This is a genomic window from Streptomyces sp. NPDC050548 (assembly GCF_044457385.1).
In the GTDB taxonomy this organism is placed as follows: Bacteria; Actinomycetota; Actinomycetes; order Streptomycetales; family Streptomycetaceae; genus Streptomyces.
In genome coordinates, this window is record NZ_JBITGV010000014.1 from 20,400 (window position 1) to 44,355 (window position 23,956).

Below are 23,956 nucleotides of genomic sequence, written 5' to 3' on the forward strand. Positions count from 1 at the left end.
CGCACGAAGCGAGGCACCCCAGAACACGAGTGAGGGGGTGACCACCGAACCGGTGGTCACCCCCTCCCGTGTGCCCAGGCCTCTCGGCCCCTCAGCCCTGCTGTCCCGACGGCTTGCGCAGGGGCGGGCGGATCGCCGCCACCCGTGTCGTCACGGACGCCCACCAGGCCGACAGCGTCCACACCACCCGGACGGTCGAGCGCGGGGCGACCAGTGCGCGCAGCCGTGTGGTGCGGTCGGCCGTGTCCTGGAAACCGACGATCACCCGGCGCACGTCCTGCGTGAGCCCCGCCGCCAGTTGCGGCCTGGGGGCGTAGAGGACCTGCTCCACGGCGTCCGCCACCCGGTGCACCGAGGCGGCGGTCGGCGGATCGAGATGCCCGAGTCGCACGATCCGGGCGGCGGCCTTGCGCGGGGTCAGCGAATCGTCGGGCGAGATCCCGAAGTCCCAGGCCGTATCGGTCAGTTCCTCCCAGACCGCCAGCGTGTGGAGGGCCGCGTCCGCCGCCGTACGACCGTGTGCGCCCAGCCGTACCGAGCGCGCCCGGGCCCGCCACAGCATCGGCGAGAACGGGATCGTCAGCAGCAGCAGCGCGCCCAGGCCCAGCAGCGACACCTTCAGGTACCACCACGGGCCCCTGCCGTCGTCGCCCGCCGCGAGCGCCGGGGCCTGGCTCGTGCAGCCGTCCAGCTTCCGCAGCTGGGCCGTGCAGCTCTCGCTCGCCGAGGGGGCGGCCGAGGGGGCCGTGCTCGTCGAGGCCGAGGGCTTGGCCGGGTCCGGGACGTCACTGCCGGGGGTGGTCGACTGGGTGTACGACGGCACCGAGCCCCGGTTGGGGGTCGGCTCGAAGCGGGTCCAGCCGATGCCCTCGAAGTACAGCTCGGGCCAGGCGTGCGCGTCCTTCAGGCCCACCGACACCGACTGGTCGGCCTCCGGGGTGCCGGGTGCGAAGCCCACCGCGACCCGGGCCGGAATGCCCAGGGTGCGGGCCATCGCCGCCATCGCGAAGGAGAAGTGGACGCAGAAACCCTGCTTGTCCTTGAGGAACTTCGCTATCGCGTTGCGGCCGGTACCGACGTCCACCTGGGTGTCGTACTGGAAACCGCCGGTCACCGCGAAGTAGTCCTGGAGCTTGACCGCCTGCTCGTAGGCGTTCGCCGAGCCCGCGGTGACCCGGCGGGCGGTCTGGGCCACCACCGCCGGCAGCGATTTCGGCACCTTGGTGTACTGGGTCTCCAGGGCCTTCGACGGCGCCGGCGCGGTCGCCAGCTGCTCCGCGGTCGGCTCCACGTCCAGGCTGGTGACCGTGTAGCTCACCCCACGGGTGTTCTGGCCGTGGTCCCCCACGACCGTCATGCCCACGGGCTCGTAGCGCCAGCTGCCACCGATGTCCACGCGGCTGGGCGGGTACGGCATCGGCAGCCAGTCCTGGGCGTACCAGTCCGCGGCCGAGATCCGGGTCTTGATCTCCGCGCGCTTGACGTCGGCGCCCAGACCGGTCGGAGTGGGGAACTTGTCGGGCACGCTCTCGATGTGCCGCTGTGACGGCTTCCAGGTGATGCCGTCGAAGTCGTCCAGGGACACGATCCGCAGATACATGTCCGAGATGTCGTTCGTGTTGGTGTGCAGGGACAGGACCTGGCGGTTCTCGTCCACGTTCAGGCTGTCGCGCAGCGAGACCAGCGGGTTGACCGCGGAGATCGTGCCGCCGCTCCCGGTGCCCGCGCCCACACCGGTCCCGGCGGCGTCCAGCAGTCCGCCCGAGATCGTGGGCAGCGGCAGCAGGGCGATGGCCAGCGCGACGGCGCCGATCCGCCGTCCGGTGCGGACCGGGGCGAGTGGTCCGGAGGAGTCCGAACCCGGGGTGGTGCGTGGCGCCCCGCCGAAGACCCGGCCCCACTGGGCGAGCCGGTCCCGGCCTTCGGACAGGAGCAGCATCAGATAGCCCGCCGCCGCGAGCAGGAACCACAGCCAGTCGGCACTGCTGTCGGAGAGTCCGGCGGCGACAGAGTAGAGGGCGAGCAGCGGCAGCCCGGCCGGGGCCGCGCTGCGGAAGGTGACCGCGAGCGTGTCCACCGCGAGGCCGATCACCAGCACACCGCCGATGATCATCAGCCGGATGCCGTCGTGCAGCGGGGCCGGGATCGCGTACCGGGAGACGTCGTCGGAGCCCTGCTGCAGCAGGTCGGCGAAGTGCTGGAAGGCCTGGGGGCCCGGGACGATCCCGGCGAAGGCCTGCTCACGGGCGAAGACCAGGGTCAGCATCAGCAGCGTGACCAGGGCCTGCGCGGCGACGGTCAGCGGCCGGGCCAGCGGGACCCGCCGGGTCGCCGCGCCCACCCCGGCCTGGATCGCCAGCATGAAGCCGGCCTGGAAGATCCAGATCGCCGGGGAGACCAGAGGGGTCAGTGCGGTGGACGCCAGCATGGTCGCCACCCAGGCGCAGAACGCCAGTCGTGCCCGCCCGCTCATGCCCATCCCTCCCCGAGGCCGGCCGCGGTGACGCCGTTGCGCTCCTGGTCGGCGCGCTGCCACAGCTCGGTCAGGGACGCGCCGCGCGGCACGCCCACGGCGGTCCAGCCCGCGTCGCGCAGCATCCGCAGCCGTTCCTCCTGCTCGTTCTCCGGGCCGGGTACGTCGGTCGACTCGCGCACCCAGCCGCCGCTGTCCAGCACGAAGGCGAGAGCGCCCCCGCTGCGCTGCCGCATCCGGGCGACGATCGCCGCCTGTTCCTCGTCGAGGTCGCCGAAGAAGGCCACCAGCAATCCTTCGTTTCCGCCGCGCAGCAGGTCATAGGCCCGGGACAGGCCCTCGCCGTCCGAGTGGTCGATCACCGCGAGGGTGTCCATCATCAGCCCGGCCGCGTCCGCCGACTCCTGGCTCGCGCCCGCGAAGCCGTCGGCGCCCTCACCGGGCACCGAGTTGCCGGTGTCGGTCAACAGCCGTACGGAGAAGCCCCGTTCCAGCATGTGCACCAGGACGGAGGCGGCGCCCGACACGGCCCACTCGAAGGCCGAGTCCGGGCCCTGGCCCGCGAAGGCGATGCCACGGGTGTCGAGGAGCACCGTGCAGCGGGCGCGCTGCGGCTGCTCCTCGCGGCGCACCATCAGCTCGCCGTAGCGGGCGGTGGAGCGCCAGTGCACGCGGCGCAGGTCGTCGCCGTAGCGGTAGCCGCGCGGGATCACGTCGTCCTCGCCGGCCAGGGCCAGCGAGCGGTTGCGTCCGTCGCCGTACCCCTTGGCCTCGCCGCTGAGGCGGACCGGGGGCAGGGCCTCCACGCGCGGGATCACGGTCAGGGTGTCGAACGTAGAGAAGGAGCGGGTCAGTTCGCACATTCCGAACGGGTCTGTCAGGCGCAGCTGCAGCGGGCCCAGGGGGTAGCGGCCCCGCAGATCGGAGCGGACCCGGTAGGACACCTCGCGCCGGCCGCCCGCCTCCACCCGGTCCAGGACGAACCGCGGGCGGGGGCCGAGCACGTAGGGCACCCGGTCCTGAAGCATCAGCAGGCCCGTGGGCAGCCGCGAGACATTGTCCATCCGCAGATGGACGCGGGCCTCGCTGCCGGCCGGCACGCGCGCGGGGGAGAGTCGGCGGCTGCCGGCGACCCGGTACCGGGTGCGGTAGAGCACGGTCGCGCAGACCAGGGGCAGCACGGCCAGCAGCAGTCCGACCCGGAGCAGATCGCCCTGCCCCAGGACGTACGCGCAGACGGCCGCCGCGATACCGGCGGCCAGGAACGAGCGACCGCGGGTGGTCAGCCCCGCCAGGGCCGTACGGACACCACCCTTCTCGTCCCGCTCGGGCTCCGGGACCCCCGGCCCCCCGACGGCCATCACAGCCTCCGGGGCGGCTGCTCGCCGTAGGACGCCGTGCCGCGGCCCATGCCGAGGCTGCTCTGCTGCGGCGGCGCCGCGGGCACGGGGGTGCGCTGCAGGATCTCCTGGACGACCTGCTCCGCCGTACGGCGGTTCAGCTGGGCCTGGGCGGTGGGCAGCAGGCGGTGGGCCAGGACGGCGACCGCGAGCGCCTGGATGTCGTCCGGCAGCGCGTACTCACGGCCGCTCAGGGCGGCGGAGGCCTTCGCCGCGCGCAGCAGGTGCAGCGTCGCGCGAGGGGAGGCGCCGAGTCTGAGGTCGGGGTGGGTGCGCGTGGCGGAGACCAGGTCCACCGCGTATCTGCGCACCGGGTCGGCGACATGGACGCCGCGGACCGCCTCGATCAGCTTGACGATGTCGTGCGCGTGGGCCACGGGCTGGAGGTCGTCCAGCGGGCTCACCCCGCCGTGGATGTCCAGCATCTGCAGCTCGGCCTCCGCGCTGGGATAGCCGATGGAGACCCGGGCCATGAAACGGTCGCGCTGGGCCTCGGGCAGCGGATAGGTGCCCTCCATCTCGACCGGGTTCTGCGTGGCCACCACCATGAAGGGGCTGGGCAGCTCGTAGGTCTGGCCGTCACTGGTGACCTGCCGCTCCTCCATCGACTCCAGGAGCGCGGACTGGGTCTTCGGCGAGGCGCGGTTGATCTCGTCGCCGATCACGATCTGCGCGAAGATGGCGCCCGGTTTGAACTCGAAGTCCTGCCGCTGCTGGTCCCAGATGGACACACCGGTGATGTCCGAGGGCAGCAGGTCCGGCGTGAACTGGATTCGCCGCACCGAACAGTCGATCGACCGTGCCAGCGCCTTGGCCAGCATTGTCTTGCCCACGCCCGGAACGTCCTCGATCAGAAGATGTCCCTCGGCGAGCAGCACGGTCAGCGAAAGCCGTACGACCTCGGGCTTGCCCTCGATCACTCCTTCCACCGAACTGCGGACTCGCTCCACAGTGGCGGTCAGATCTGTAAGGCTCGCTCGATCGTCATAGGTCGTCACCCGGCCCTCCTCGGCCCGTTCTTTCCATGGGCCGACGCGCGCGCTGCGGATCGGCCCACCCCGAAACACGGACGGCACGCGGGAAAAGTTCCGCGTGACGCCACACCCGCATTCTTGTTGCCGTTACCGGTTCGTGTCACTCGCCTGTGGACAACTGCCTTCGCTTTGTCGGGTCTTACGACCTTTTGGGCGGTCCGAGGGGCGAACTTTTCGAAGTTTCGGGGCGGGCGGGTGCGTCAGGCGGGGTCGATCTCGCGCAGCAGACCCGACTTCACGTCGAACACGAAGCCGCGCACATCATCAGTGTGCAGCAGGAACGGCGAGGTGCGCACACGCTGCATGGACTGCCGTACGTCCTGCTCCACGTCCCGGAAGGCCTCCACCGCCCAGGCGGGGCGCTGGCCGACCTCCATCTCCAGGTCGTGCCGGAACTCCTCGGTGAGGGACTCCAGGCCGCAGCCGGTGTGGTGGATGAGCACGACGCTGCGGGTGCCGAGCGCCCGCTGGCTGATGGTGAGGGAGCGGATGACGTCGTCGGTGACGACACCGCCCGCGTTGCGGATGGTGTGGCAGTCGCCGAGCTGGAGGCCGAGCGCCGCGTGCAGGTCGAGACGGGCGTCCATGCAGGCCACCACGGCCACCTGGAGGACGGGATGGGCGTCCATCCCGGGATCGGTGAACGCGGCGGCGTACTGCCCGTTGGCCTCGACGAGGCGGTCCGTCACGGTCCCGTCGTGGGCTATGGCGCCTTCGGACTCTGTGGGTACGGATGCGGAGGTCGTCATACCTATGACGGTACTGGTCACCGCCGGTGCGGTCTTGGTACGGGAAGGGAAAAAGAGCGTCATTGCGTCCTCTTGTGAGGTAACCCACACGGGTGGCGGGGGTGCACCCGCGTGGGTGATTCTTCCCGATTTGAGGCTTCGCACGCACCCCGGCCCGCGACGCGCAGGCCGGTTGATTGACCGTGAGACAGCGTGGACTAAAGTTGCGCGAAGCGGGAGGCGAGGCCTCCCTGCTGGACTTTTCCCGGAGGCTCCGGCGACTTTCCGGATTCTCCCCACGTGCGCGGCGCGTACGTACGGCTCGGCCTCCTCCCGCTCCCGGTCGGCTGACGCTTCCGGCGCCGGCAGGCCTTCCCCTTCATGAGCGGGCGGGGACCCGGCGGTGCGTACGGGCCCGTCGGACCTGAGAGGGCCCCTTGAGCAACAGTCGACACGTCCCGGTGATGCTCCAGCGGTGCCTGGACCTGTTGGCACCCGCCCTGGAGCGGCCGGGAGCCGTGGTCGTCGACTGCACCCTCGGTCTCGGCGGCCACAGCGAGGCACTGCTCACCCGCTTCCCGGAGGCCCGCCTCGTCGCCCTCGACCGCGACAAGGAGGCCCTGCGCCTCTCCGGCGAGCGCCTCGCCCCCTTCGGGGAGCGCGCCACCCTCGTGCACGCCGTCTACGACGAACTCCCCGACGTACTGGAGCGGCTCGGCCTCGCGCGCGTGGAGGGCGTCCTGTTCGACCTCGGCGTCTCCTCCATGCAGCTGGACGAGGCCGACCGCGGCTTCGCCTACGCCCAGGACGCCCCCCTGGACATGCGCATGGACCAGACGACCGGCATCAGCGCCGCCGAGGTCCTCAACACCTACGCGCCCGGTGAACTCGTCCGCATCCTGCGGGCCTACGGCGAGGAGAAGCAGGCCAAGCGGATCGTGTCGGCGATCGTCCGTGAGCGCGACAAGGAGCCGTTCGGCAACAGCGCGCGGCTCGTCGAGCTGATCCGCGACTCGCTGCCCCAGGCCGCCAAGCGCACCGGCGGCAACCCGGCCAAGCGCACCTTCCAGGCGCTGCGCATCGAGGTCAACGGCGAACTGTCCGTCCTGGAGAGGGCGATTCCCGCCGCCGTGAAGTCCCTTGCCGTGGGCGGCCGGATCGCCGTCCTGTCGTACCACTCGCTCGAAGACCGCCTGGTGAAGCAGGTGTTCGCGGCCGGCGCCGCCAATACCGCGCCTCCCGGACTGCCCGTGGTGCCCGAGCAGTACCAGCCCCGGCTCAAGCTCCTGACGCGCGGTGCCGAACTTCCCACCGAGGAAGAGGTCGCCGAGAACCGGCGGGCGGCACCCGCGCGGCTGCGGGGGGCCGAGCGCATCAGGGAGGACATCGGGTGAGTACGTACCAAGTCGGTGCGGGGTGTTGGGGTGCGGGGTGCGTGAGTGAGTAGGAAACCCGAACTGAGGGGCAGGGCCGCCCGGCTGGCGCGGCTCTTTCCGACCGGACCCGCGCAGTCGGGCGGGATCCACGCGGCCCGGACCCCGTTCGTCCTCCTTGTCGTGCTTCTCCTCGGCGGCGGTCTGATCGCGCTGCTCGTGCTGAACTCCGCGCTCAGCGAAGGGCAGTTCAAGCTGGACGACCTCCAGAAGCAGACCAAGAGCCTCACCGACGAGGAACAGGCCCTCCAGCGGGACGTGGACGCATACTCCGCCCCCGACGCCCTCCAGCGCCGCGCCCACGAACTGGGCATGGTGCCCGGGGGAGACCCCGCCTTCCTCGACCCGAACGGCACCGTGAAGGGTGTCCCGGAGCAGGCCGCCGCCGAGAGGACCTCCGCGGACACACCGGTGGTGCTCGCCCCGGAGGCCCTCGTCAGCAGGCCGAGCCCGACCCCCGCGGCCGGCGCGGCGGCACCCGTGGCCGCCCCGACGCCCACCCCGGCACGGTCCGTACAGCCCGCAAAGTCCGCGCAGTCCACGGCAGTTCAGTCCTCCACCCCGACTACACCCGGCAGGTGACGGAAGTGTCCGACAGGGAACCGCCGCGCCGCCGAGTGCCCGGACCGGCCAGGCCCGAACGGCCCGATGCCCGGCGCCGCCCCGGGCCCGGCGCCCACCCGGCCCGCCGCCCGGCACCTGCCTCTCCCGCCGCTCGCCCGGGAGGCCCGCGCGCCCTCCGGCTCGGCAGCCCCCGCCCCCGGCTGCGCATGATCAGCCTCGCGCTGACCCTCGTCCTGATCGCGTTCGTCGTACGGCTGCTCCAGGTGCAGGCCGTCGACGCGAGCGCGTACGCCGCCAAGGCCGCGCAGAACCGGTACGTCGACTACGTCCTGGCCGCCGAGCGCGGTGAGATCACCGACCGTTCCGGGGTGGCCCTCGCGACCAGCGTGGACGCGTACACGATCACCGCCGACCCGACGCTGTTCACCCGCAAGCAGCTCAAGATCGACGACGGGCCGGAGCAGGCGGCGGCCCTCCTCGCCCCGATCCTCGGCGTGGACCAGGCCTCGATCGTCAAGAAACTCAGGCCCGCGAACAAGAACCTGCGCTACGTGGTGCTCGCCAACCGGCAGACCCCGCAGGTCTGGAAGCAGATCAAGGACCTGAAGAGCGCGCTCACCACCAAGTCCGGAACCGACCCGACCACCGTCAACGTCCTTGCCGGTGTCCTGGCCGTCCCGACCACCAAGCGCGTGTACCCGAACGGCGATCTCGCCGCCGGGATACTGGGCTGGGTCAACGCCGACGGCAAGGGCGGCGGCGGGGTCGAGCAGCAGCTGAACAAGGACCTGACCGGCAAGGACGGCAAGGTCCGCTACGCCCAGTCCGGCGGCCTCCAGGTGCCCACCGCGGGCTCCACGGAGACGCCTGCCGTGCCTGGTTCCGACGTCGAGCTGACCATCGACCGCGACATCCAGTGGGCCGCGCAGAACGCCATCACGGAGCAGGTGAAGAAGTCCAAGGCGGACCGCGGGTACGTGATAGTGCAGGACACCCGCACCGGAGAGATCCTCGCCATGGCCAACGCGCCCGGCTTCGACCCGAACGACCTCGCGCAGGCCAACGCGGCCTCCCTGGGCAACGCGGCCCTCCAGGACGCCTACGAGCCCGGTTCCACCGCCAAGGTCATGACGATGGCCGCCGTGCTCCAGGAGAACGTGGCCACCCCGCTGACGCATGTCGTCGTGCCGAACCGGCTGCACCGCGGCGACCGCCTCTTCCAGGACGACGTCGACCACGCGACCTGGAACCTGACGCTCAACGGCGTCCTCGCCAAGTCCAGCAACATCGGCACCATCGAGGCGGCCGGCCAGCTCGGCAAGACGCAGTCGCAGGCCAACGAGGTCCTGTACTCGTATCTGCGGAAGTTCGGCATCGGCAGCTACAGCGGGCTCGACTTCCCCGGTGAGACGAAGGGCATCCTCGCGCCCGCCTCCAAGTGGTCGACCTCGCAGCAGTACACGATTCCTTTCGGCCAGGGCATGTCCCTCAACGCGCTCCAGGCGGCCTCCGTCTACTCGACGGTCGCCAACGGCGGAGTCCGCGTCGAACCCACCCTGGTGCGCGGCACGAAGGGGCCCGACGGCCGCTTCACACCTGCGGCGACGCCCAAGAAGACCAGGGTCATCAGTGCGAAGACGGCGAAGACCCTCGCCCAGATGCTGGAGTCCGTGGTGGACGACGAGCAGGGCACGGGCGGTAAGGCCGCGATTCCGGGGTACCGCGTCGCGGGCAAGACCGGCACCGCCAACCGCGTGGATCCGGCCACCGGCAAGTACAAGGGCTACACCTCGTCGTTCGCCGGGTTCGCGCCTGCCGACAACCCCCGCATCACCGTCTACTGCGCGATCCAGAACGCCACCAGCGGAAGCTACTTCGGCGGTCAGATCTGCGGACCGATCTACAAGCAGGTGATGGAGTTCGCCCTCAAGACCCTCCAGGTCCCGCCCACCGGGGCGAAGGCCGCGAACCTGCCCGTGACCTTCACTCCCTGATCAGCGCAACAGCCAGGAACCGATCCGTGACCATGATCACTTCCCAGTCCGGGAACCAGGGCGAGCCCCGCCCCTCGCTTCGCCCCGAGGGCGGTGCGCCCGGTACGCTCACCGCCGTGCCACCCGCCGATCAGTACCAAACCCCCCAGAAGGGCGTATCCGTGACATACCCGGGGTCGCCCAGGCCGGCGCAGCTCTCCGCCACACCCCTCGCGGAACTCGCCGACCAACTGGGCGCCGCCGAGCCGGTGTCGACCGCCGAGGTCACGGGCATCACCCATGACTCGCGCGCCGTCCGCCCCGGCGACCTGTACGCCGCGCTGCCCGGCGCCCGTGTGCACGGCGCCGACTTCGTGACCCAGGCCGCCGGACTCGGTGCCGTGGCCGTCCTGACGGACCCGGCCGGCGCCGACCGCGCGACCGCGACCGGCCTGCCGGTCCTGGTCGTAGCCGATCCGCGTGGGCAGATGGGCGAGCTGGCGGCGACGATCTACGGCCACCCCGGCCGCGATCTGCTCCAGATCGGCATCACCGGCACCTCCGGGAAGACGACCACCGCCTACCTCGTAGAGGGCGGGCTGAAAACGGTCCGGTCCACCGGTCTGATCGGCACGGTCGAGACGCGCATCGGCGACGAGCGCATGAAGTCGGAGCGCACGACCCCCGAAGCCACCGATCTCCAGGCCCTGTTCGCGGTCATGCGCGAGCGCGGGGTCGACGCGGTCGCCATGGAGGTCTCCAGCCACGCCCTGGTCCTCGGCCGGGTCGACGCCTGCGTCTTCGACATCGCGGTCTTCACCAACCTCAGCCCGGAGCACATGGAGTTCCACTCCGGCATGGAGGACTACTTCCAGGCCAAGGCCCAGCTGTTCACACCGCCGCGCAGCCGGCAGGGAGTGGTCAATCTCGACGACGAGTACGGCCGCAGGCTCGCCGCCGAGGCCACGGTCCCCGTGACCACCTACTCCGCGGAGGGCCACCCGGACGCCGACTGGCGTGCCGAGGACGTCGAAATCGGCCCGATGGACTCGACGTTCACCGCGGGCGGCCCCAAGGGCGAGCGGATCACCGCGAGATCGCCGCTGGCCGGCTCCTTCAACGTGGCCAACACCCTCGCCGCGATCGCCGCCCTGGCCACCGCGGGCCTCGACCCGCAGCTCGCCGCCGACGGCATCGCCGCCGTGCCGGGCGTGCCGGGGCGCCTGGAGCGCGTGGACGCCGGGCAGCCGTATCTCGCGGTCGTCGACTACGCCCACAAGACGGACGCCGTCGAATCGGTCCTGCGCGCGCTGCGCAAGGTCACCGAGGGCAAGGTGCACGTCGTGCTCGGCTGCGGCGGGGACCGGGACAAGACCAAGCGCGAGCCGATGGGCGCCGCCGTGGCGCGGCTCGCCGACACCGCCGTACTGACGTCGGACAACCCCCGCTCCGAGGACCCCCTCGCGATCCTCGCGACCATGCTCCAGGGGGCGGCGTCCGTGCCGGCGCACGAGCGCGGCGAGGTCCAGGTCTTCGAGGACCGGGCCGCCGCCATCGCCGCCGCCGTGGCCCGCGCGCGGCCGGGGGACACCGTGCTGGTCGCGGGCAAGGGCCATGAGCAGGGCCAGGACATCGCCGGAGTGGTCCGTCCCTTCGACGACCGCCAGGTGCTTCGCGAAGCTATCCAGAAGACCCAGGGATGAACTTGTGATCGCCCTCTCCCTCGCCGAGATCGCAGAAGTCGTCGGCGGGCAGACGTACGACATACCGGATCCGTCCGTCCAGGTCACCGGCCCGGTGGTCCGCGACTCCAGGGAAGTGCAACCAGGCAGCCTCTTCGTCGCCTTCGTGGGCGAGCGCGTCGACGGCCACGACTTCGCGCAGGCGGTCGTCGAGGCGGGCGCGGTGGCCCTCCTGGCGTCCCGCCCGGTCGGCGTGCCCGCGATCGTCGTGGACGACGTCCAGAGCGCCCTGGGCGCCCTCGCCCGCCATGTCGTACGACGGCTCGGCGCGACCCTCGTCGCCCTCACCGGCTCGGCGGGCAAGACCAGCACCAAGGACCTCATCGCCCAGGTGCTCTCGCGCAAGGCGCCCACGGTGTTCACACCGGGATCGTTGAACAATGAGATCGGGCTGCCGCTGACCGCGCTGAGCGCCACCGACGAGACGAGGTTCCTCGTCCTGGAGATGGGCGCCCGCGGGATCGGTCACATCCGCTACCTCACGGATCTGACACCCCCGCAGATCGGCCTCGTCCTCAACGTCGGCACCGCCCACATCGGGGAGTTCGGCGGCCGGGAGCAGATCGCGCAGGCAAAGGGTGAACTCGTAGAAGCGCTCCCTTCAGTTGAGGACGGCGGCGTCGCGGTCCTCAACGCGGACGATCCGCTCGTACGGGCCATGGCGTCCCGTACGAAGGCGAAGGTGATCCTTTTCGGAGAGTCCGGCGAAGCGGACGTACGGGCCGAGAACGTCAGACTCACGGACAGCGGACAGCCCGCCTTCAGCCTTCACACACCCTCCGGGTGCAGCGAAGTGACCATGCGCCTGTACGGTGAGCACCACGTGTCGAACGCGCTCGCCGCGGCCGCCGTCGCCCATGAGCTGGGCATGTCCGCAGACGAGATCGCCACCGCGCTCTCCGAGGCGGGCTCCCTCTCCCGCTGGCGGATGGAGGTCACCGAGCGACCGGACGGCGTGACCATCGTCAACGACGCCTACAACGCGAACCCCGAGTCCATGCGAGCCGCCTTGCGCGCGCTCGCGGCCATGGGCAAGGGGCGGCGGACCTGGGCGGTGCTCGGCAAGATGGCCGAGCTCGGGGACGAGGCGCTCGCCGAGCACGACGCGGTCGGACGGCTCGCTGTCCGGCTCAATGTCGGCAAGCTCGTCGCGGTCGGGGGCAGGGAAGCGTCCTGGCTGCAACTGGGCGCATATAACGAGGGTTCGTGGGGTGAGGAGTCGGTGCACGTGTCCGACGCACAGGCGGCGGTCGACCTGTTGCGCAGCGAGTTGCGCCCGGGAGACGTCGTTCTCGTGAAGGCGTCCCGGTCGGTCGGTCTGGAGAGCGTGGCGCAGGCGCTCGTCGAGGCCGGTACCGAGGGTGAGGTTGCCGCCCGATGATGAAGCAGATCCTGTTCTCAGGAGTCATCGGCCTGTTCCTGACCCTGGTGGGCACCCCGCTGCTGATCAAGCTGCTGGCCCGCAAGGGCTACGGCCAGTACATCCGTGACGACGGCCCGCGCGAGCACGCCAGCAAGCGCGGTACGCCGACGATGGGCGGTATCGCCTTCATCTTCGCGACGGTCGCCGCGTACTTCCTGTCCAAGGTCATCACCGGCTACACGCCGACCTATTCGGGTCTGCTGGTGCTCGGTCTGATGGTCGGCATGGGCCTGGTCGGCTTCCTCGACGACTACATCAAGATCGTCAAGCGGCGTTCGCTGGGCCTGCGGGCCAAGGCGAAGATGGCCGGCCAGCTGATCGTCGGCATCAGCTTCGCGGTGCTCGCCCTCCAGTTCCAGGACGCCCGCGGCAACACCCCGGCCTCCACGAAGCTGTCGTTCATCACGGACTTCGGCTGGAAGATCGGCCCGATCCTGTTCGTGATCTGGGCGCTGTTCATGATCCTCGCGATGTCGAACGGCGTGAACCTGACGGACGGTCTGGACGGCCTCGCCACCGGCGCCTCGGTCCTGGTCTTCGGCGCCTACACGTTCATCGGCGTCTGGCAGTTCCAGGAGTCCTGCGCCAACGCGCAGACCCTGACCAACCCGAACGCCTGTTACGAGGTGCGCGATCCGCTCGACCTCGCGGTCATCGCCTCCGCGCTGATGGGCGCCTGCCTGGGCTTCCTGTGGTGGAACACCTCGCCGGCCAAGATCTTCATGGGGGACACCGGTTCGCTGGCCCTCGGCGGTGTCCTCACCGGTCTGGCGATCCTCTCCCGCACCGAGCTGCTCGTCGCCATCATGGGCGGCCTCTTCGTTCTCATCACCATGTCGGTGGTCATCCAGGTCGGCTCCTTCAAGCTCACCGGCAAGCGGGTCTTCCGTATGGCCCCGCTCCAGCACCACTTCGAACTCAAGGGCTGGTCCGAAGTGCTCGTGGTGGTCCGTTTCTGGATCATCCAGGGCATCTGCGTGATCGTCGGCCTTGGCCTCTTCTACGCGGGATGGGCAGCGGAAAAGTGACCGATGGGCAGGGGCTCTCCTGGGAGGGCAAGCACGTCACCGTCGCCGGACTCGGTGTCTCCGGGATCCCGGCGGCCAAGGTCCTGCACGGCCTCGGCGCGCTCGTCACGGTCGTCAACGACGGCGACGACGAGCGCTCCCGGGCCCAGGCCGCCGACCTGGAGGCGCTCGGCATCACCGTGCGCCTCGGCGACACTGCATCCATGAGCGGCTCCGCCGCGGGGACCCTGCCCGAAGGCACCGAACTGATCGTCACCGCCCCCGGCTGGCAGCCCGACAAGCCGCTGTTCACGGCGGCACGGGCAGCCGGCGTCGAGATCTGGGGCGACGTGGAGCTGGCCTGGCGCCTGCGCGGCCCCGACGCGGCCCCCTGGCTCGCCGTCACCGGTACCAACGGCAAGACCACCACCGTCCAGATGCTCGCCTCCATCCTGAAGGCGGGCGGCCTGCGCACGGCCGCCGTCGGCAACATCGGCGTCTCGGTCCTGGACGCCGTACTCGGGGACGAGGAATACGACGTCCTCGCCGTCGAACTGTCGAGCTATCAGCTGCACTGGGCGCCCTCGGTGCGCGCCCACTCCGCCGCCGTTCTCAATCTGGCGCCCGATCACCTCGACTGGCACGGCTCCATGGAGGCGTACGCCGCCGACAAGGGCCGTATCTACGAAGGCAATCGGGTCGCCTGCGTCTACAACGTCGCCGACAAGGCCACCGAGGACCTGGTCCGCGCGGCCGATGTCGAAGAGGGGTGCCGGGCCGTCGGGTTCACGCTGGGCAGCCCCGGGCCCTCCCAACTCGGCGTCGTGGACGGCATCCTGGTCGACCGCGCCTTCGTCGAGGACCGGCAGCGCAACGCGCAGGAGCTGGCGGAGATCTCCGACGTCAATCCGCCGGCCCCGCACAACATCGCCAACGCCCTTGCCGCCGCCGCCCTCGCGCGCGCCTTCGGGGTGCCCGCCAAGGCCGTACGGGACGGGCTGCGGGCCTTCACGCCCGACGCGCACCGGATCGCGCACGTGGCCGATGTGGACGGTGTCGCGTACATCGACGACTCCAAGGCCACCAACACCCATGCGGCGGAAGCCTCGTTGGCGGCCTACGAGTCGATCGTGTGGATCGCGGGCGGACTCGCCAAGGGCGCTACCTTCGACGAACTCGTCGCCAAGTCGGCAAAGCGACTTCGGGGCGTGGTGCTGATCGGCGCCGATCGTGCGCTCATCCGGGAAGCCCTGGCGCGACACGCCCCTGAAGTACCCGTCGTCGACCTCGCCCGGACCGACACTGGGGCGATGCTCGCGGCTGTCCAGGAGGCACAGCGGCTCGCCGCCGCCGGCGACACGGTGCTGCTCGCCCCGGCCTGCGCCTCCATGGACATGTTCGCCAACTACAACAAGCGCGGTGACGCGTTCGCCCAGGCGGTTCGCGAACTCGGCGCCTGACCGACGTGAGCGGAGGCGCTGATGCCCAGTAGCCGTACCGGCCGGCCGCCCGTGCAGCAGCGGACCCCCAGACGTCCCGCCGCCGCACGGACCGTACGCGACAACCCCGTACGACGCTTGTACGCCAACGCGCGCAAGGCCTGGGACCGGCCGCTGACCGCCTACTACCTGATCGCCGGCGGCAGCGTGCTGATCACCGTGCTCGGTCTGGTGATGGTCTACTCGGCCTCCCAGATCACCGCGCTCCAACTCTCGCTGCCCGGCTCGTATTTCTTCCGCAAACAGTTCCTCGCCGCCTGTATCGGCGGGGTGCTGGCGCTGGTCGCCTCGCGGATGCCGGTCAAGTTGCACCGGGCGCTGGCCTATCCGATCCTCGCGGGCGCCGTCTTCATGATGGCGCTGGTGCAGTTGCCGGGGATAGGGATGTCGGTCAACGGCAACCGCAACTGGATCTCGCTCGGCGGCTCCTTCCAGATCCAGCCCAGCGAGTTCGGCAAGCTGGCCCTCGTGCTGTGGGGCGCCGATCTGCTGGCCCGCAAGCAGGACAAGGCGATGCTGTCCCAGTGGAAGCACATGCTGGTGCCGCTGGTGCCGGTCGCGTTCATGCTGCTCGGGCTGATCATGCTCGGCGGCGACATGGGGACGGCGATCATCCTCACCGCGATCCTGTTCGGCCTGCTCTGGCTGGCCGGTGCGCCGACCCGGCTCTTCGCCGGCGTGCTGTCGATCGCGGGCGTGATCGGTGTGATCCTCATCAAGACCAGCCCCAACCGGATGGCCCGGCTCGCCTGCATCGGCGCCACCGAGCCCAAGACCGGGGTCGCCGACTGCTGGCAGGCCGTGCACGGGATCTACGCGCTCGCATCGGGCGGGATCTTCGGCTCCGGGCTCGGCGCGAGTGTGGAGAAATGGGGTCAACTCCCCGAAGCCCACACCGACTTCATCTTCGCCGTCACCGGTGAGGAACTGGGCCTGGCAGGGACGCTGTCGGTCCTCGCCCTCTTCGCGGCTCTAGGCTATGCGGGTATCCGCGTGGCCGGACGCACGGAGGACCCCTTCGTGAGGTATGCCGCGGGAGGCGTGACCACCTGGATCATCGCTCAGGCGGTGATCAACATCGGTGCGGTGCTCGGCCTGCTGCCGATCGCCGGCGTCCCGCTCCCGCTGTTCTCCTACGGGGGTTCCGCCCTGCTGCCGACCATGTTCGCCATCGGGTTGCTGATCGCCTTCGCGCGCGACGACCCCGCTGCGCGGGCGGCGCTTGCGATGCGGCAACCCCGCTTTGGTAGAAAACGGGGGGCCAGGGGACCCGGTTCCGGCCGGAGTCCCCGCAGATGGAACACGATGCGACGGCGTGCCTCGGCGGCGCGTTCGTCCGGAGAGCGGTGAATTTCGGTGCATGTCGTACTCGCCGGTGGGGGGACCGCCGGCCACATCGAGCCCGCGCTCGCCCTCGCGGACGCCCTGCGCAGGCAGGACCCCACCGTGGGGATCACGGCGCTGGGCACGGAACGCGGCCTTGAGACCCGCCTCGTACCCGAGCGGGGCTACGAACTCGCGCTGATCCCCGCCGTACCGCTGCCCCGCAAGCCCACCCCGGAACTGATCACCGTGCCGGGCCGGTTGCGCGGCACGATCAAGGCCGCCGAGCAGATCCTGGAGCGCACCAAGGCGGACGCGGTCGTCGGCTTCGGCGGCTATGTGGCGCTGCCCGGCTATCTCGCCGCCAAGCGCCTCGGGGTGCCGATCGTGATCCACGAGGCCAACGCCAGGCCCGGGTTGGCCAACAAGATCGGCTCGCGCTACGCGGCCCAGGTCGCCGTCTCCACCCCGGACAGCAAGCTGCGGGGCGCCCGTTACATCGGCATCCCGCTGCGCCGCTCCATCGCCCTCCTGGACCGCGCGGCCGTACGGCCCCAGGCACGGGCCGCGTTCGGCCTCGACCCCAACTTGCCGACGCTGCTGGTCTCCGGCGGCTCGCAGGGCGCCCGGCACCTCAACGAGGTGGTCGAGCGGGTCGCGCCGTACCTCCAACAGGCCGGAATCCAGATCCTGCACGCGGTCGGCCCGAAGAACGAACTGCCGCAGGTGCACCAGATGCCGGGGATGCCCCCCTACATCCCGGTACCGTACGTGGACCGGATGGACCTCGCGTACGCCGCGGCCGACATGATGCTCTGCCGCGCGGGCGCGATGACCGTCGCCGAACTCTCCGCCGTCGGACTCCCGGCCGCCTACGTCCCGCTGCCCATCGGCAACGGCGAACAGCGGCTCAACGCCCAGCCGGTGGTCAAGGCCGGCGGCGGACTCCTGGTCGACGACGCGGAACTGACGCCCGAGTGGGTCCAGGGCAACGTCCTGCCCGTGCTCGCCGACCCGCACCGGCTGTACGAGATGTCGCGCGCGGCAAGCGAGTTCGGCCGCCGGGACGCCGACGACCTGCTCGTCGGCATGGTGTACGAGGCGATCGCCTCGCGGCACCGCTAGCCATATGTGAGAGAGGCAGGGGATCGTGGCCGGACCGACGACCGCCGAACGCGGTGAACGCCAACAGGAGTCGTCCGGCCCGCCCCTTGTCCGGCGTCTGGGGCGTCGGCGCCTTCGTCTGATTGTCGTACTCGCCCTCGCCGCAGTCCTGTTGGGCACCGCCGCGGTCTGGCTGCTCTACGGCTCGCAGTGGCTGCGGGTCGAGAAGGTGTCGGTCTCCGGGACCGAGGTCCTCACTCCGGAGCAGGTGCGCGAAGCCGCCGGTGTGCCGGTCGGCGGACCGCTCATTTCCGTCGACACCGATGCGATCGAAGCCCGACTCCGCAGGAAATTGCCCCGAATTGACACCGTTGACGTAGTCCGTTCCTGGCCTCATGGAATCGGGCTGAAAGTGACCGAACGCAGCCCGGTCCTGGTGGTGAAAAAGGGCGGAAACTTTGTCGAAGTGGACGACGAGGGCGTGCGATTCGCCACCGTTTCCACGCCACCGAAGTCCGTCCCCACCCTCGAATTGACGCTCTCTCCCACGGCTTCCTCCGCCGCCGGCCTGCGCCGCTTCGGAGAGGACCGGCTCGTCCGCGAGGCGGTGCGCGTCGCGGGTGACATTCCGGCCGCGGTCGCGCGCGACACACAGGTCGTCAAGGTCCGTTCCTACGACGACATCTCACTGGAGTTGAGCGGCGGCCGGACCGTCTCCTGGGGAAGCGGCGACAAGGGCGCGGCGAAGGCGCGTACGCTCACCGCTCTCATGAAAGCAGCTTCCGGAGCCCGGCACTTCGACGTAAGTGTTCCCACCGCCCCTGCGTCAGCCGGGAGTTGACGCACATTCGCGCAGGCCAGCACCCTGGTTGGGCAGCGCTACGGCTGATCACATAGGGTGAAAAGAAAAACGGGAGGTTCGGCGTGTTCGTTGAACGTGCGCCACTTGTCGACTTAGTGTCCTGTTCAGAAGACTTCAAGGAACAGACACACTGGTAACCCTAAACTTCAACGTTAGGGTTCGGGTCGGCGCTACGGACCGTCCCATTCGGCATCTGCCGTCCCGCGCGGGAACCGCACGGAGACGGCGACGTAATTCGAGGCGAGAGGCCTTCGACGTGGCAGCACCGCAGAACTACCTCGCAGTCATCAAGGTCATCGGTGTCGGCGGCGGTGGTGTCAATGCCATCAACCGGATGATCGAGGTCGGTCTCAAGGGCGTCGAGTTCATCGCCATCAACACCGACGCGCAGGCGCTGTTGATGAGCGACGCCGACGTCAAACTCGACGTCGGACGCGAACTCACCCGCGGACTCGGCGCCGGCGCCAACCCGGCCGTCGGCCGCAAGGCGGCCGAGGATCACCGCGAGGAGATCGAGGAGGTCCTCAAGGGGGCCGACATGGTCTTCGTGACGGCCGGCGAGGGCGGCGGCACCGGCACCGGCGGCGCCCCCGTCGTGGCCAACATCGCCCGCTCCCTGGGCGCCCTCACCATCGGCGTGGTCACCCGCCCCTTCACCTTCGAAGGACGGCGCAGGGCCAACCAGGCGGAGGACGGCATCGCCGAACTCCGCGAAGAGGTCGACACCCTCATCGTCATCCCGAACGACCGGCTGCTGTCCATCTCGGACCGCCAGGTCTCGGTCCTCGACGCCTTCAAGTCGGCGGACCAGGTCCTGCTCTCCGGCGTCCAGGGCATCACCGACCTCATCACCACGCCCGGCCTGATCAACCTCGACTTCGCCGACGTCAAGTCCGTGATGTCCGAGGCCGGTTCGGCCCTCATGGGCATCGGCTCGGCCCGCGGCGACGACCGCGCGGTGGCGGCGGCCGAGATGGCGATCTCCTCGCCGCTCCTCGAAGCCTCCATCGACGGCGCCCGCGGCGTCCTGCTCTCCATCTCCGGCGGCTCCGACCTCGGCCTGTTCGAGATCAACGAAGCGGCCCAACTGGTCAGCGAGGCCGCCCACCCCGAGGCCAACATCATCTTCGGCGCGGTCATCGACGACGCCCTCGGCGACGAGGTCCGGGTCACCGTGATCGCGGCCGGCTTCGACGGCGGCCAGCCGCCGACCCGCCGCGAGTCCACGATGGGCTCGTCCTCGGCCCGCCGCGACGAGCCGACTCCGGTACGGCAGACCGAGAGCCGTCCGTCCTTCGGCTCGCTCGGCAGCGTCAAGCCGAAGGAGGAGCCGGAGCCCGCCCAGGAGCCGGTCGCCGACCTCCCGATCGCCCCGCCGGTCCCGCCGTCGCGGACCTACTCGGACAGCGCCGCCGAGGAGCTGGACGTACCGGACTTCCTGAAGTGATAGGACAGTTCGACACCGTGAGCGGCGCGCATTTCGCCTTCACCGACAGGTGGGGCGGGGTGAGCGCCGTTCCGTACGAGGAGCTCAACCTCGGCGGCGCGGTCGGCGACGACCCCGACGCGGTCCGTACCAATCGCGAACTGGCCGCCAAATCACTGGACTTGGACCCGGCGCTGGTGGTCTGGATGAACCAGGTGCACGGCGCGGACGTGGCGGTCGTCGACGGGCCCTGGGGCACCGCCGACATCCCCTCCGTGGACGCCCTCGTCACCGCCCGGCGCGGACTCGCCCTCGCGGTCCTGACCGCCGACTGCACTCCGGTCCTGCTCGCCGACCCGGTCGCCGGGATCGCGGGCGCGGCCCACGCCGGACGCCCCGGCATGGTGGCGGGGGTCGTACCCGCCGTCGTACGGGCCATGACGGAACTCGGCGCCGATCCCGCCCGGATCGTCGCCCGCACCGGACCCGCCGTCTGCGGCCGGTGCTACGAAGTGCCCGCGGACATGCGCGCCGATGTCGCCGCCGTGGAACCCGCGGCGTACGCCGAGACGAGTTGGGGCACTCCCGCGGTCGACGTGACCGCCGGAGCGCACGCGCAGCTCGACCGGCTCGGGGTGCGCGACCGGGAGCGGTCGCCGGTGTGCACCCGTGAATCGGGCGACCACTTCTCGTACCGCCGCGACCGCACCACCGGGCGGCTCGCGAGCTATGTGTGGCTGGACTGATCGGGCATGACGGACCGTAGGCAAGAAATCGCCGTGAATCTGGCGAAAGTCGAGGAGCGCATCGCCGCCGCCTGTGCCGCGGCCGGGCGGAAGCGCGACGAGGTGACCCTGATCGTGGTCACCAAGACCTATCCGGCGAGCGACGTGCGGACGTTGGCCGAACTCGGTGTGCGTCATGTCGCCGAGAACCGGGACCAGGACGCCGCCCCGAAGGCGGCCGAATGCGCGGATCTGCCGCTGAGTTGGCACTTCGTCGGCCAGTTGCAGACCAACAAGGTGCGATCCGTGGCCGGTTACGCCGATGTCGTGCAGTCGGTCGACCGGGCCCGGCTCGTGACCGCGCTGTCGAAGGAGACCGAGCGCTCCGGGCGCGAACTGGGCTGTCTCATCCAGGTCGCGCTGGACGCGGGAGTGAGCGGGCGGGGCGAGCGCGGTGGCGTCGGACCGGGCGGCATCGCGGAGTTGGCCGACCTGGTGGCCGACTCCCCGGGGCTGCGGCTCGACGGTCTGATGACCGTCGCTCCGCTCACCGGGGAGTACGCGGGACGCCAACAGGAGGCGTTCGGGCGGTTGATGGATTTGTCGACTGACCTGCGCCGAGCCCATCCGGCTGCGAACATGGTCTCGGCAGGGATGAGTGCGGACCTCGAACAGGCCGTGGCAGCCGGAGCGACACATGTACGCGTCGGCACTGCGGTACTCGGCGTCCGCCCCAGGCTCGGGTAACGTCGCCAGGAAGTCGGACCACAGCAGAAAATATGGTCATTGCCGCCGCAGGCGGGCGTAACGACCTCGTGGATCGCGGGCACTTGGCAGTCGTCAGCCGATCCACCACAGAGCGGAGGACTCAGAGAATGGCCGGCGCGATGCGCAAGATGGCGGTCTACCTCGGCCTCGTGGAGGACGATGGGTACGACGGCCGGGGTTTCGACCCCGACGACGACTTCGAACCCGAACTGGACCCGGAGCCCGAGCGGGACCGTCGACGGCACGAGCCGTCACACCAGGCGCACAGTTCACATCAGTCCCAAAGGGACGAACCGGTACGAGTGGTGCAGCCTCCGGCCCCTCGCGACCCGGTGTCCCATTCCGCTTCACTGGGTGCGGAATCAGGGCGTCCGGCGCGCATCGCGCCCGTGGCATCCATCACACAAGAACGCCAGTCCCTGGAGAAGAACGCACCGGTGATCATGCCCAAGGTCGTGTCGGAACGAGAGCCTTACCGGATCACCACACTTCACCCCCGGACCTACAACGAGGCCCGTACCATCGGGGAACACTTCCGTGAAGGCACCCCGGTGATCATGAATCTGACTGAGATGGATGACACAGACGCCAAGCGACTTGTCGACTTTGCGGCCGGTTTGGTGTTTGGTCTTCACGGCAGCATCGAGCGGGTGACGCAGAAGGTGTTTCTGTTGTCGCCTGCTAACGTCGATGTCACGGCGGAGGACAAGGCCCGCATCGCAGAGGGCGGGTTCTTCAATCAGAGCTGAGACAGACAGCCGCTAGGAAGCACGGAACAGGGGAGAGGGAAACACAGACCATGAGCGTGTTCGCGCAGGTGATCTACATCGCGCTGATGGTGTTCCTCATCGTGCTCATCTTCCGGTTGGTCATGGACTACGTCTTCCAGTTCGCCCGCTCATGGCAACCCGGCAAGGCGATGGTGGTCGTTCTGGAGGCCGCCTACACTGTCACCGATCCACCGTTGAAGCTTCTACGGCGGTTCATTCCGCCGTTGCGTCTCGGGGGCGTGGCGCTCGACCTGTCCTTCTTCGTCCTGATGATCATCGTCTACATCTTGATCTCTATCGTGGGCAATCTCGCGGGGTGACAGTGGACGATACGGTCTTGCCGACTGCCGATGACTACGTTGAGGTGAAGAGATGCCGTTGACCCCCGAGGACGTGCGGAACAAGCAGTTCACGACCGTCCGCCTCCGAGAAGGCTATGACGAGGACGAGGTTGATGCCTTCCTCGACGAGGTCGAAGCCGAACTGACGCGCTTGCTCCGCGAGAACGAGGACCTGCGCGCCAAACTGGCCGCGGCCACGCGTGCCGCTGCCCAGAACCAGCAGAACATGCGCAAGCCCCCCGAACAGGACCAGCAGCAGGGCGGCATGCAGCAACAGGGGATGCCCCAGCAGGGCATGCCCCCGCAAGGCATGCCGCAGCAGGGCATGCGCGGTCCGGGCGCCCCGGTGCCCGCCGGCATATCGGGCCCGCCGCAGCAGCAGATGGGCGGCCCCATGGGCGGCCCGCCCCAGCTGCCGAGCGGTGCCCCGCAGCTGCCGCCCGGCCCCGGCCAGGGTGGCCCGCAGGGCCAGGGTCCGATGGGGCAGGGCCCCATGGGCCAGGGTCCGATGCAGGGCCAGATGGGCCAGGGTCAGATGGGCCAGGGACCCATGCAGGGCCAGATGCAGCAGATGGGCCAGGGCCCGATGCAGGGTCAGATGGGCCAGCCCCCCATGCAGCAGATGGGCATGGGCGGACCGATGGGCGGCGGCATGCCGCAGCAGGGCCCCGGTGGCGACAGCGCCGCCCGTGTCCTCTCGCTGGCCCAGCAGACCGCCGACCAGGCGATCGCCGAGGCCCGTTCCGAGGCCAACAAGATCGTCGGCGAGGCCCGTTCGCGCGCCGAGGGTCTTGAGCGCGACGCCCGTGCCAAGGCCGACGCCCTGGAGCGGGACGCGCAGGAGAAGCACCGCGTCGCGATGGGCTCCCTGGAGTCCGCCCGCGCCACGCTGGAGCGCAAGGTCGAGGACCTGCGCGGCTTCGAGCGCGAGTACCGCACGCGTCTGAAGTCCTACCTGGAGTCCCAGCTGCGCCAGTTGGAGACCCAGGCCGACGACTCGCTGGCTCCGCCGCGTGCTCCGGCCGCCGCGTCGCTTCCGCCGTCCCCGGCGCCCTCGATGGCTCCGGCCGGCGCGAGCGCCCCGTCGTACGGCGGCCCGCAGGGCATGGGTGGCATGGGCGGCATGGGAGGTGGCCCGGCTCCGGCCGGTCCGTCCTACGGCGGCCAGCAGCAGATGTCCCCGGCGATGACCCAGCCGATGGCTCCGGTCCGCCCGCAGGGCCCGTCCCCGATGGGCCAGGCCCCCTCGCCGATGCGCGGCTTCCTGATCGACGAGGACGACAACTGACCGGCCTCTAGTACGCCTTGGGCGTCGGCAGCGTTCAAAGGGCGGGCCCCCGGAAGTTCTTCCGGGGGCCCGC

Annotated in this window: 20 protein-coding genes; 16 read left to right on the forward strand and 4 right to left on the reverse strand. The window is 70.2% G+C overall.

All coding sequences use genetic code 11. The annotated features are described in order from the left end of the window. Nucleotides 1-91: 91 nt before the first annotated feature. The 4 genes from ACIBJH_RS32575 to ACIBJH_RS32590 form a co-directional block, all read right to left on the reverse strand. Nucleotides 92-2,473, reverse strand: a complete 2,382-nt coding sequence (locus tag ACIBJH_RS32575) for a DUF3488 and DUF4129 domain-containing transglutaminase family protein (protein ID WP_399120501.1) — start codon at nt 2,471-2,473, stop codon at nt 92-94. Continuing rightward, entirely contained in the window at nt 2,470-3,834 is a 1,365-nt protein-coding gene (locus ACIBJH_RS32580; RefSeq protein WP_399120502.1) for a DUF58 domain-containing protein, read from the reverse strand. The genes ACIBJH_RS32575 and ACIBJH_RS32580 overlap by 4 nt, the downstream gene beginning before the upstream one ends. After that, nucleotides 3,834-4,871: an AAA family ATPase gene (locus ACIBJH_RS32585; protein ID WP_399120503.1), complete on the reverse strand. Its 1,038-nt coding sequence runs from the start codon at nt 4,869-4,871 to the stop codon at nt 3,834-3,836. The genes ACIBJH_RS32580 and ACIBJH_RS32585 overlap by 1 nt, the downstream gene beginning before the upstream one ends. Nucleotides 4,872-5,107: 236 nt before the next feature. Then, a complete protein-coding gene (locus ACIBJH_RS32590; protein WP_399120504.1) occupies nt 5,108-5,656 on the reverse strand; it encodes a beta-class carbonic anhydrase in 549 nt (182 codons plus the stop codon). A 416-nt stretch (nt 5,657-6,072) separates the two neighbouring features. Between ACIBJH_RS32590 and rsmH the strand changes: the two genes are divergently transcribed. The 16 genes from rsmH to ACIBJH_RS32670 all read left to right on the forward strand — a co-directional run bounded on the left by rsmH (nt 6,073) and on the right by ACIBJH_RS32670 (nt 23,883). Then, the gene (gene rsmH, locus ACIBJH_RS32595; RefSeq protein WP_399120505.1) at nt 6,073-7,029 is read left to right on the forward strand and encodes a 16S rRNA (cytosine(1402)-N(4))-methyltransferase RsmH; all 957 of its coding nucleotides are present in this window, start codon (nt 6,073-6,075) and stop codon (nt 7,027-7,029) included. Nucleotides 7,030-7,074: 45 nt separating this feature from the next. Further along, nucleotides 7,075-7,650 (forward strand): septum formation initiator family protein, encoded by a 576-nt coding sequence (locus ACIBJH_RS32600; protein WP_399120506.1) that lies wholly within the window; start codon nt 7,075-7,077, stop codon nt 7,648-7,650. 5 nt (nt 7,651-7,655) lie between these two features. Next, entirely contained in the window at nt 7,656-9,626 is a 1,971-nt protein-coding gene (locus ACIBJH_RS32605; protein WP_399120507.1) for a peptidoglycan D,D-transpeptidase FtsI family protein, read from the forward strand. 161 nt (nt 9,627-9,787) lie between these two features. Continuing rightward, nucleotides 9,788-11,308: a UDP-N-acetylmuramoyl-L-alanyl-D-glutamate--2,6-diaminopimelate ligase gene (locus tag ACIBJH_RS32610; protein ID WP_399120715.1), complete on the forward strand. Its 1,521-nt coding sequence runs from the start codon at nt 9,788-9,790 to the stop codon at nt 11,306-11,308. A gap of 4 nt (nt 11,309-11,312) precedes the next feature. Next, nucleotides 11,313-12,728 carry a UDP-N-acetylmuramoyl-tripeptide--D-alanyl-D-alanine ligase gene (gene murF, locus ACIBJH_RS32615; protein WP_399120508.1) on the forward strand — a complete coding sequence of 472 codons (1,416 nt, stop codon included), beginning with the start codon at nt 11,313-11,315 and terminating at the stop codon, nt 12,726-12,728. Continuing rightward, nucleotides 12,725-13,798, forward strand: coding sequence for a phospho-N-acetylmuramoyl-pentapeptide-transferase (mraY, locus tag ACIBJH_RS32620; RefSeq protein WP_352183683.1), 1,074 nt, complete (start codon nt 12,725-12,727; stop codon nt 13,796-13,798). Before murF ends, mraY begins: the two co-directional genes overlap by 4 nt. Then, a complete protein-coding gene (gene murD / locus ACIBJH_RS32625; RefSeq protein ID WP_399120509.1) occupies nt 13,780-15,237 on the forward strand; it encodes a UDP-N-acetylmuramoyl-L-alanine--D-glutamate ligase in 1,458 nt (485 codons plus the stop codon). Before mraY ends, murD begins: the two co-directional genes overlap by 19 nt. A 21-nt stretch (nt 15,238-15,258) precedes the next feature. Further along, complete coding sequence (gene ftsW / locus ACIBJH_RS32630) at nt 15,259-16,626, forward strand: putative lipid II flippase FtsW (protein ID WP_399120510.1); 1,368 nt, start codon at nt 15,259-15,261, stop codon at nt 16,624-16,626. Nucleotides 16,627-16,632: 6 nt separating this feature from the next. Continuing rightward, complete coding sequence (gene murG, locus ACIBJH_RS32635) at nt 16,633-17,724, forward strand: undecaprenyldiphospho-muramoylpentapeptide beta-N-acetylglucosaminyltransferase (protein ID WP_019067754.1); 1,092 nt, start codon at nt 16,633-16,635, stop codon at nt 17,722-17,724. Between the two features lie 25 nt (nt 17,725-17,749). Continuing rightward, nucleotides 17,750-18,544, forward strand: coding sequence for a cell division protein FtsQ/DivIB (locus ACIBJH_RS32640; RefSeq protein WP_399120511.1), 795 nt, complete (start codon nt 17,750-17,752; stop codon nt 18,542-18,544). A 277-nt stretch (nt 18,545-18,821) separates the two neighbouring features. Next, entirely contained in the window at nt 18,822-20,012 is a 1,191-nt protein-coding gene (ftsZ, locus tag ACIBJH_RS32645) for a cell division protein FtsZ (protein WP_399120512.1), read from the forward strand. Continuing rightward, complete coding sequence (pgeF, locus tag ACIBJH_RS32650; protein WP_399120514.1) at nt 20,009-20,737, forward strand: peptidoglycan editing factor PgeF; 729 nt, start codon at nt 20,009-20,011, stop codon at nt 20,735-20,737. Before ftsZ ends, pgeF begins: the two co-directional genes overlap by 4 nt. 6 nt (nt 20,738-20,743) lie before the next feature. Beyond that, on the forward strand, nt 20,744-21,463 hold the full coding sequence (locus ACIBJH_RS32655) for a YggS family pyridoxal phosphate-dependent enzyme (protein WP_399120515.1): 720 nt from the start codon (nt 20,744-20,746) through the stop codon (nt 21,461-21,463). Between the two features lie 128 nt (nt 21,464-21,591). Beyond that, on the forward strand, nt 21,592-22,233 hold the full coding sequence (locus ACIBJH_RS32660) for a cell division protein SepF (protein WP_026178397.1): 642 nt from the start codon (nt 21,592-21,594) through the stop codon (nt 22,231-22,233). Between the two features lie 50 nt (nt 22,234-22,283). Beyond that, nucleotides 22,284-22,574 carry a YggT family protein gene (locus ACIBJH_RS32665; protein WP_019067748.1) on the forward strand — a complete coding sequence of 97 codons (291 nt, stop codon included), beginning with the start codon at nt 22,284-22,286 and terminating at the stop codon, nt 22,572-22,574. Nucleotides 22,575-22,626: 52 nt separating this feature from the next. Then, entirely contained in the window at nt 22,627-23,883 is a 1,257-nt protein-coding gene (locus tag ACIBJH_RS32670) for a DivIVA domain-containing protein (RefSeq protein ID WP_399120516.1), read from the forward strand. Nucleotides 23,884-23,956 lie beyond the last annotated feature (73 nt).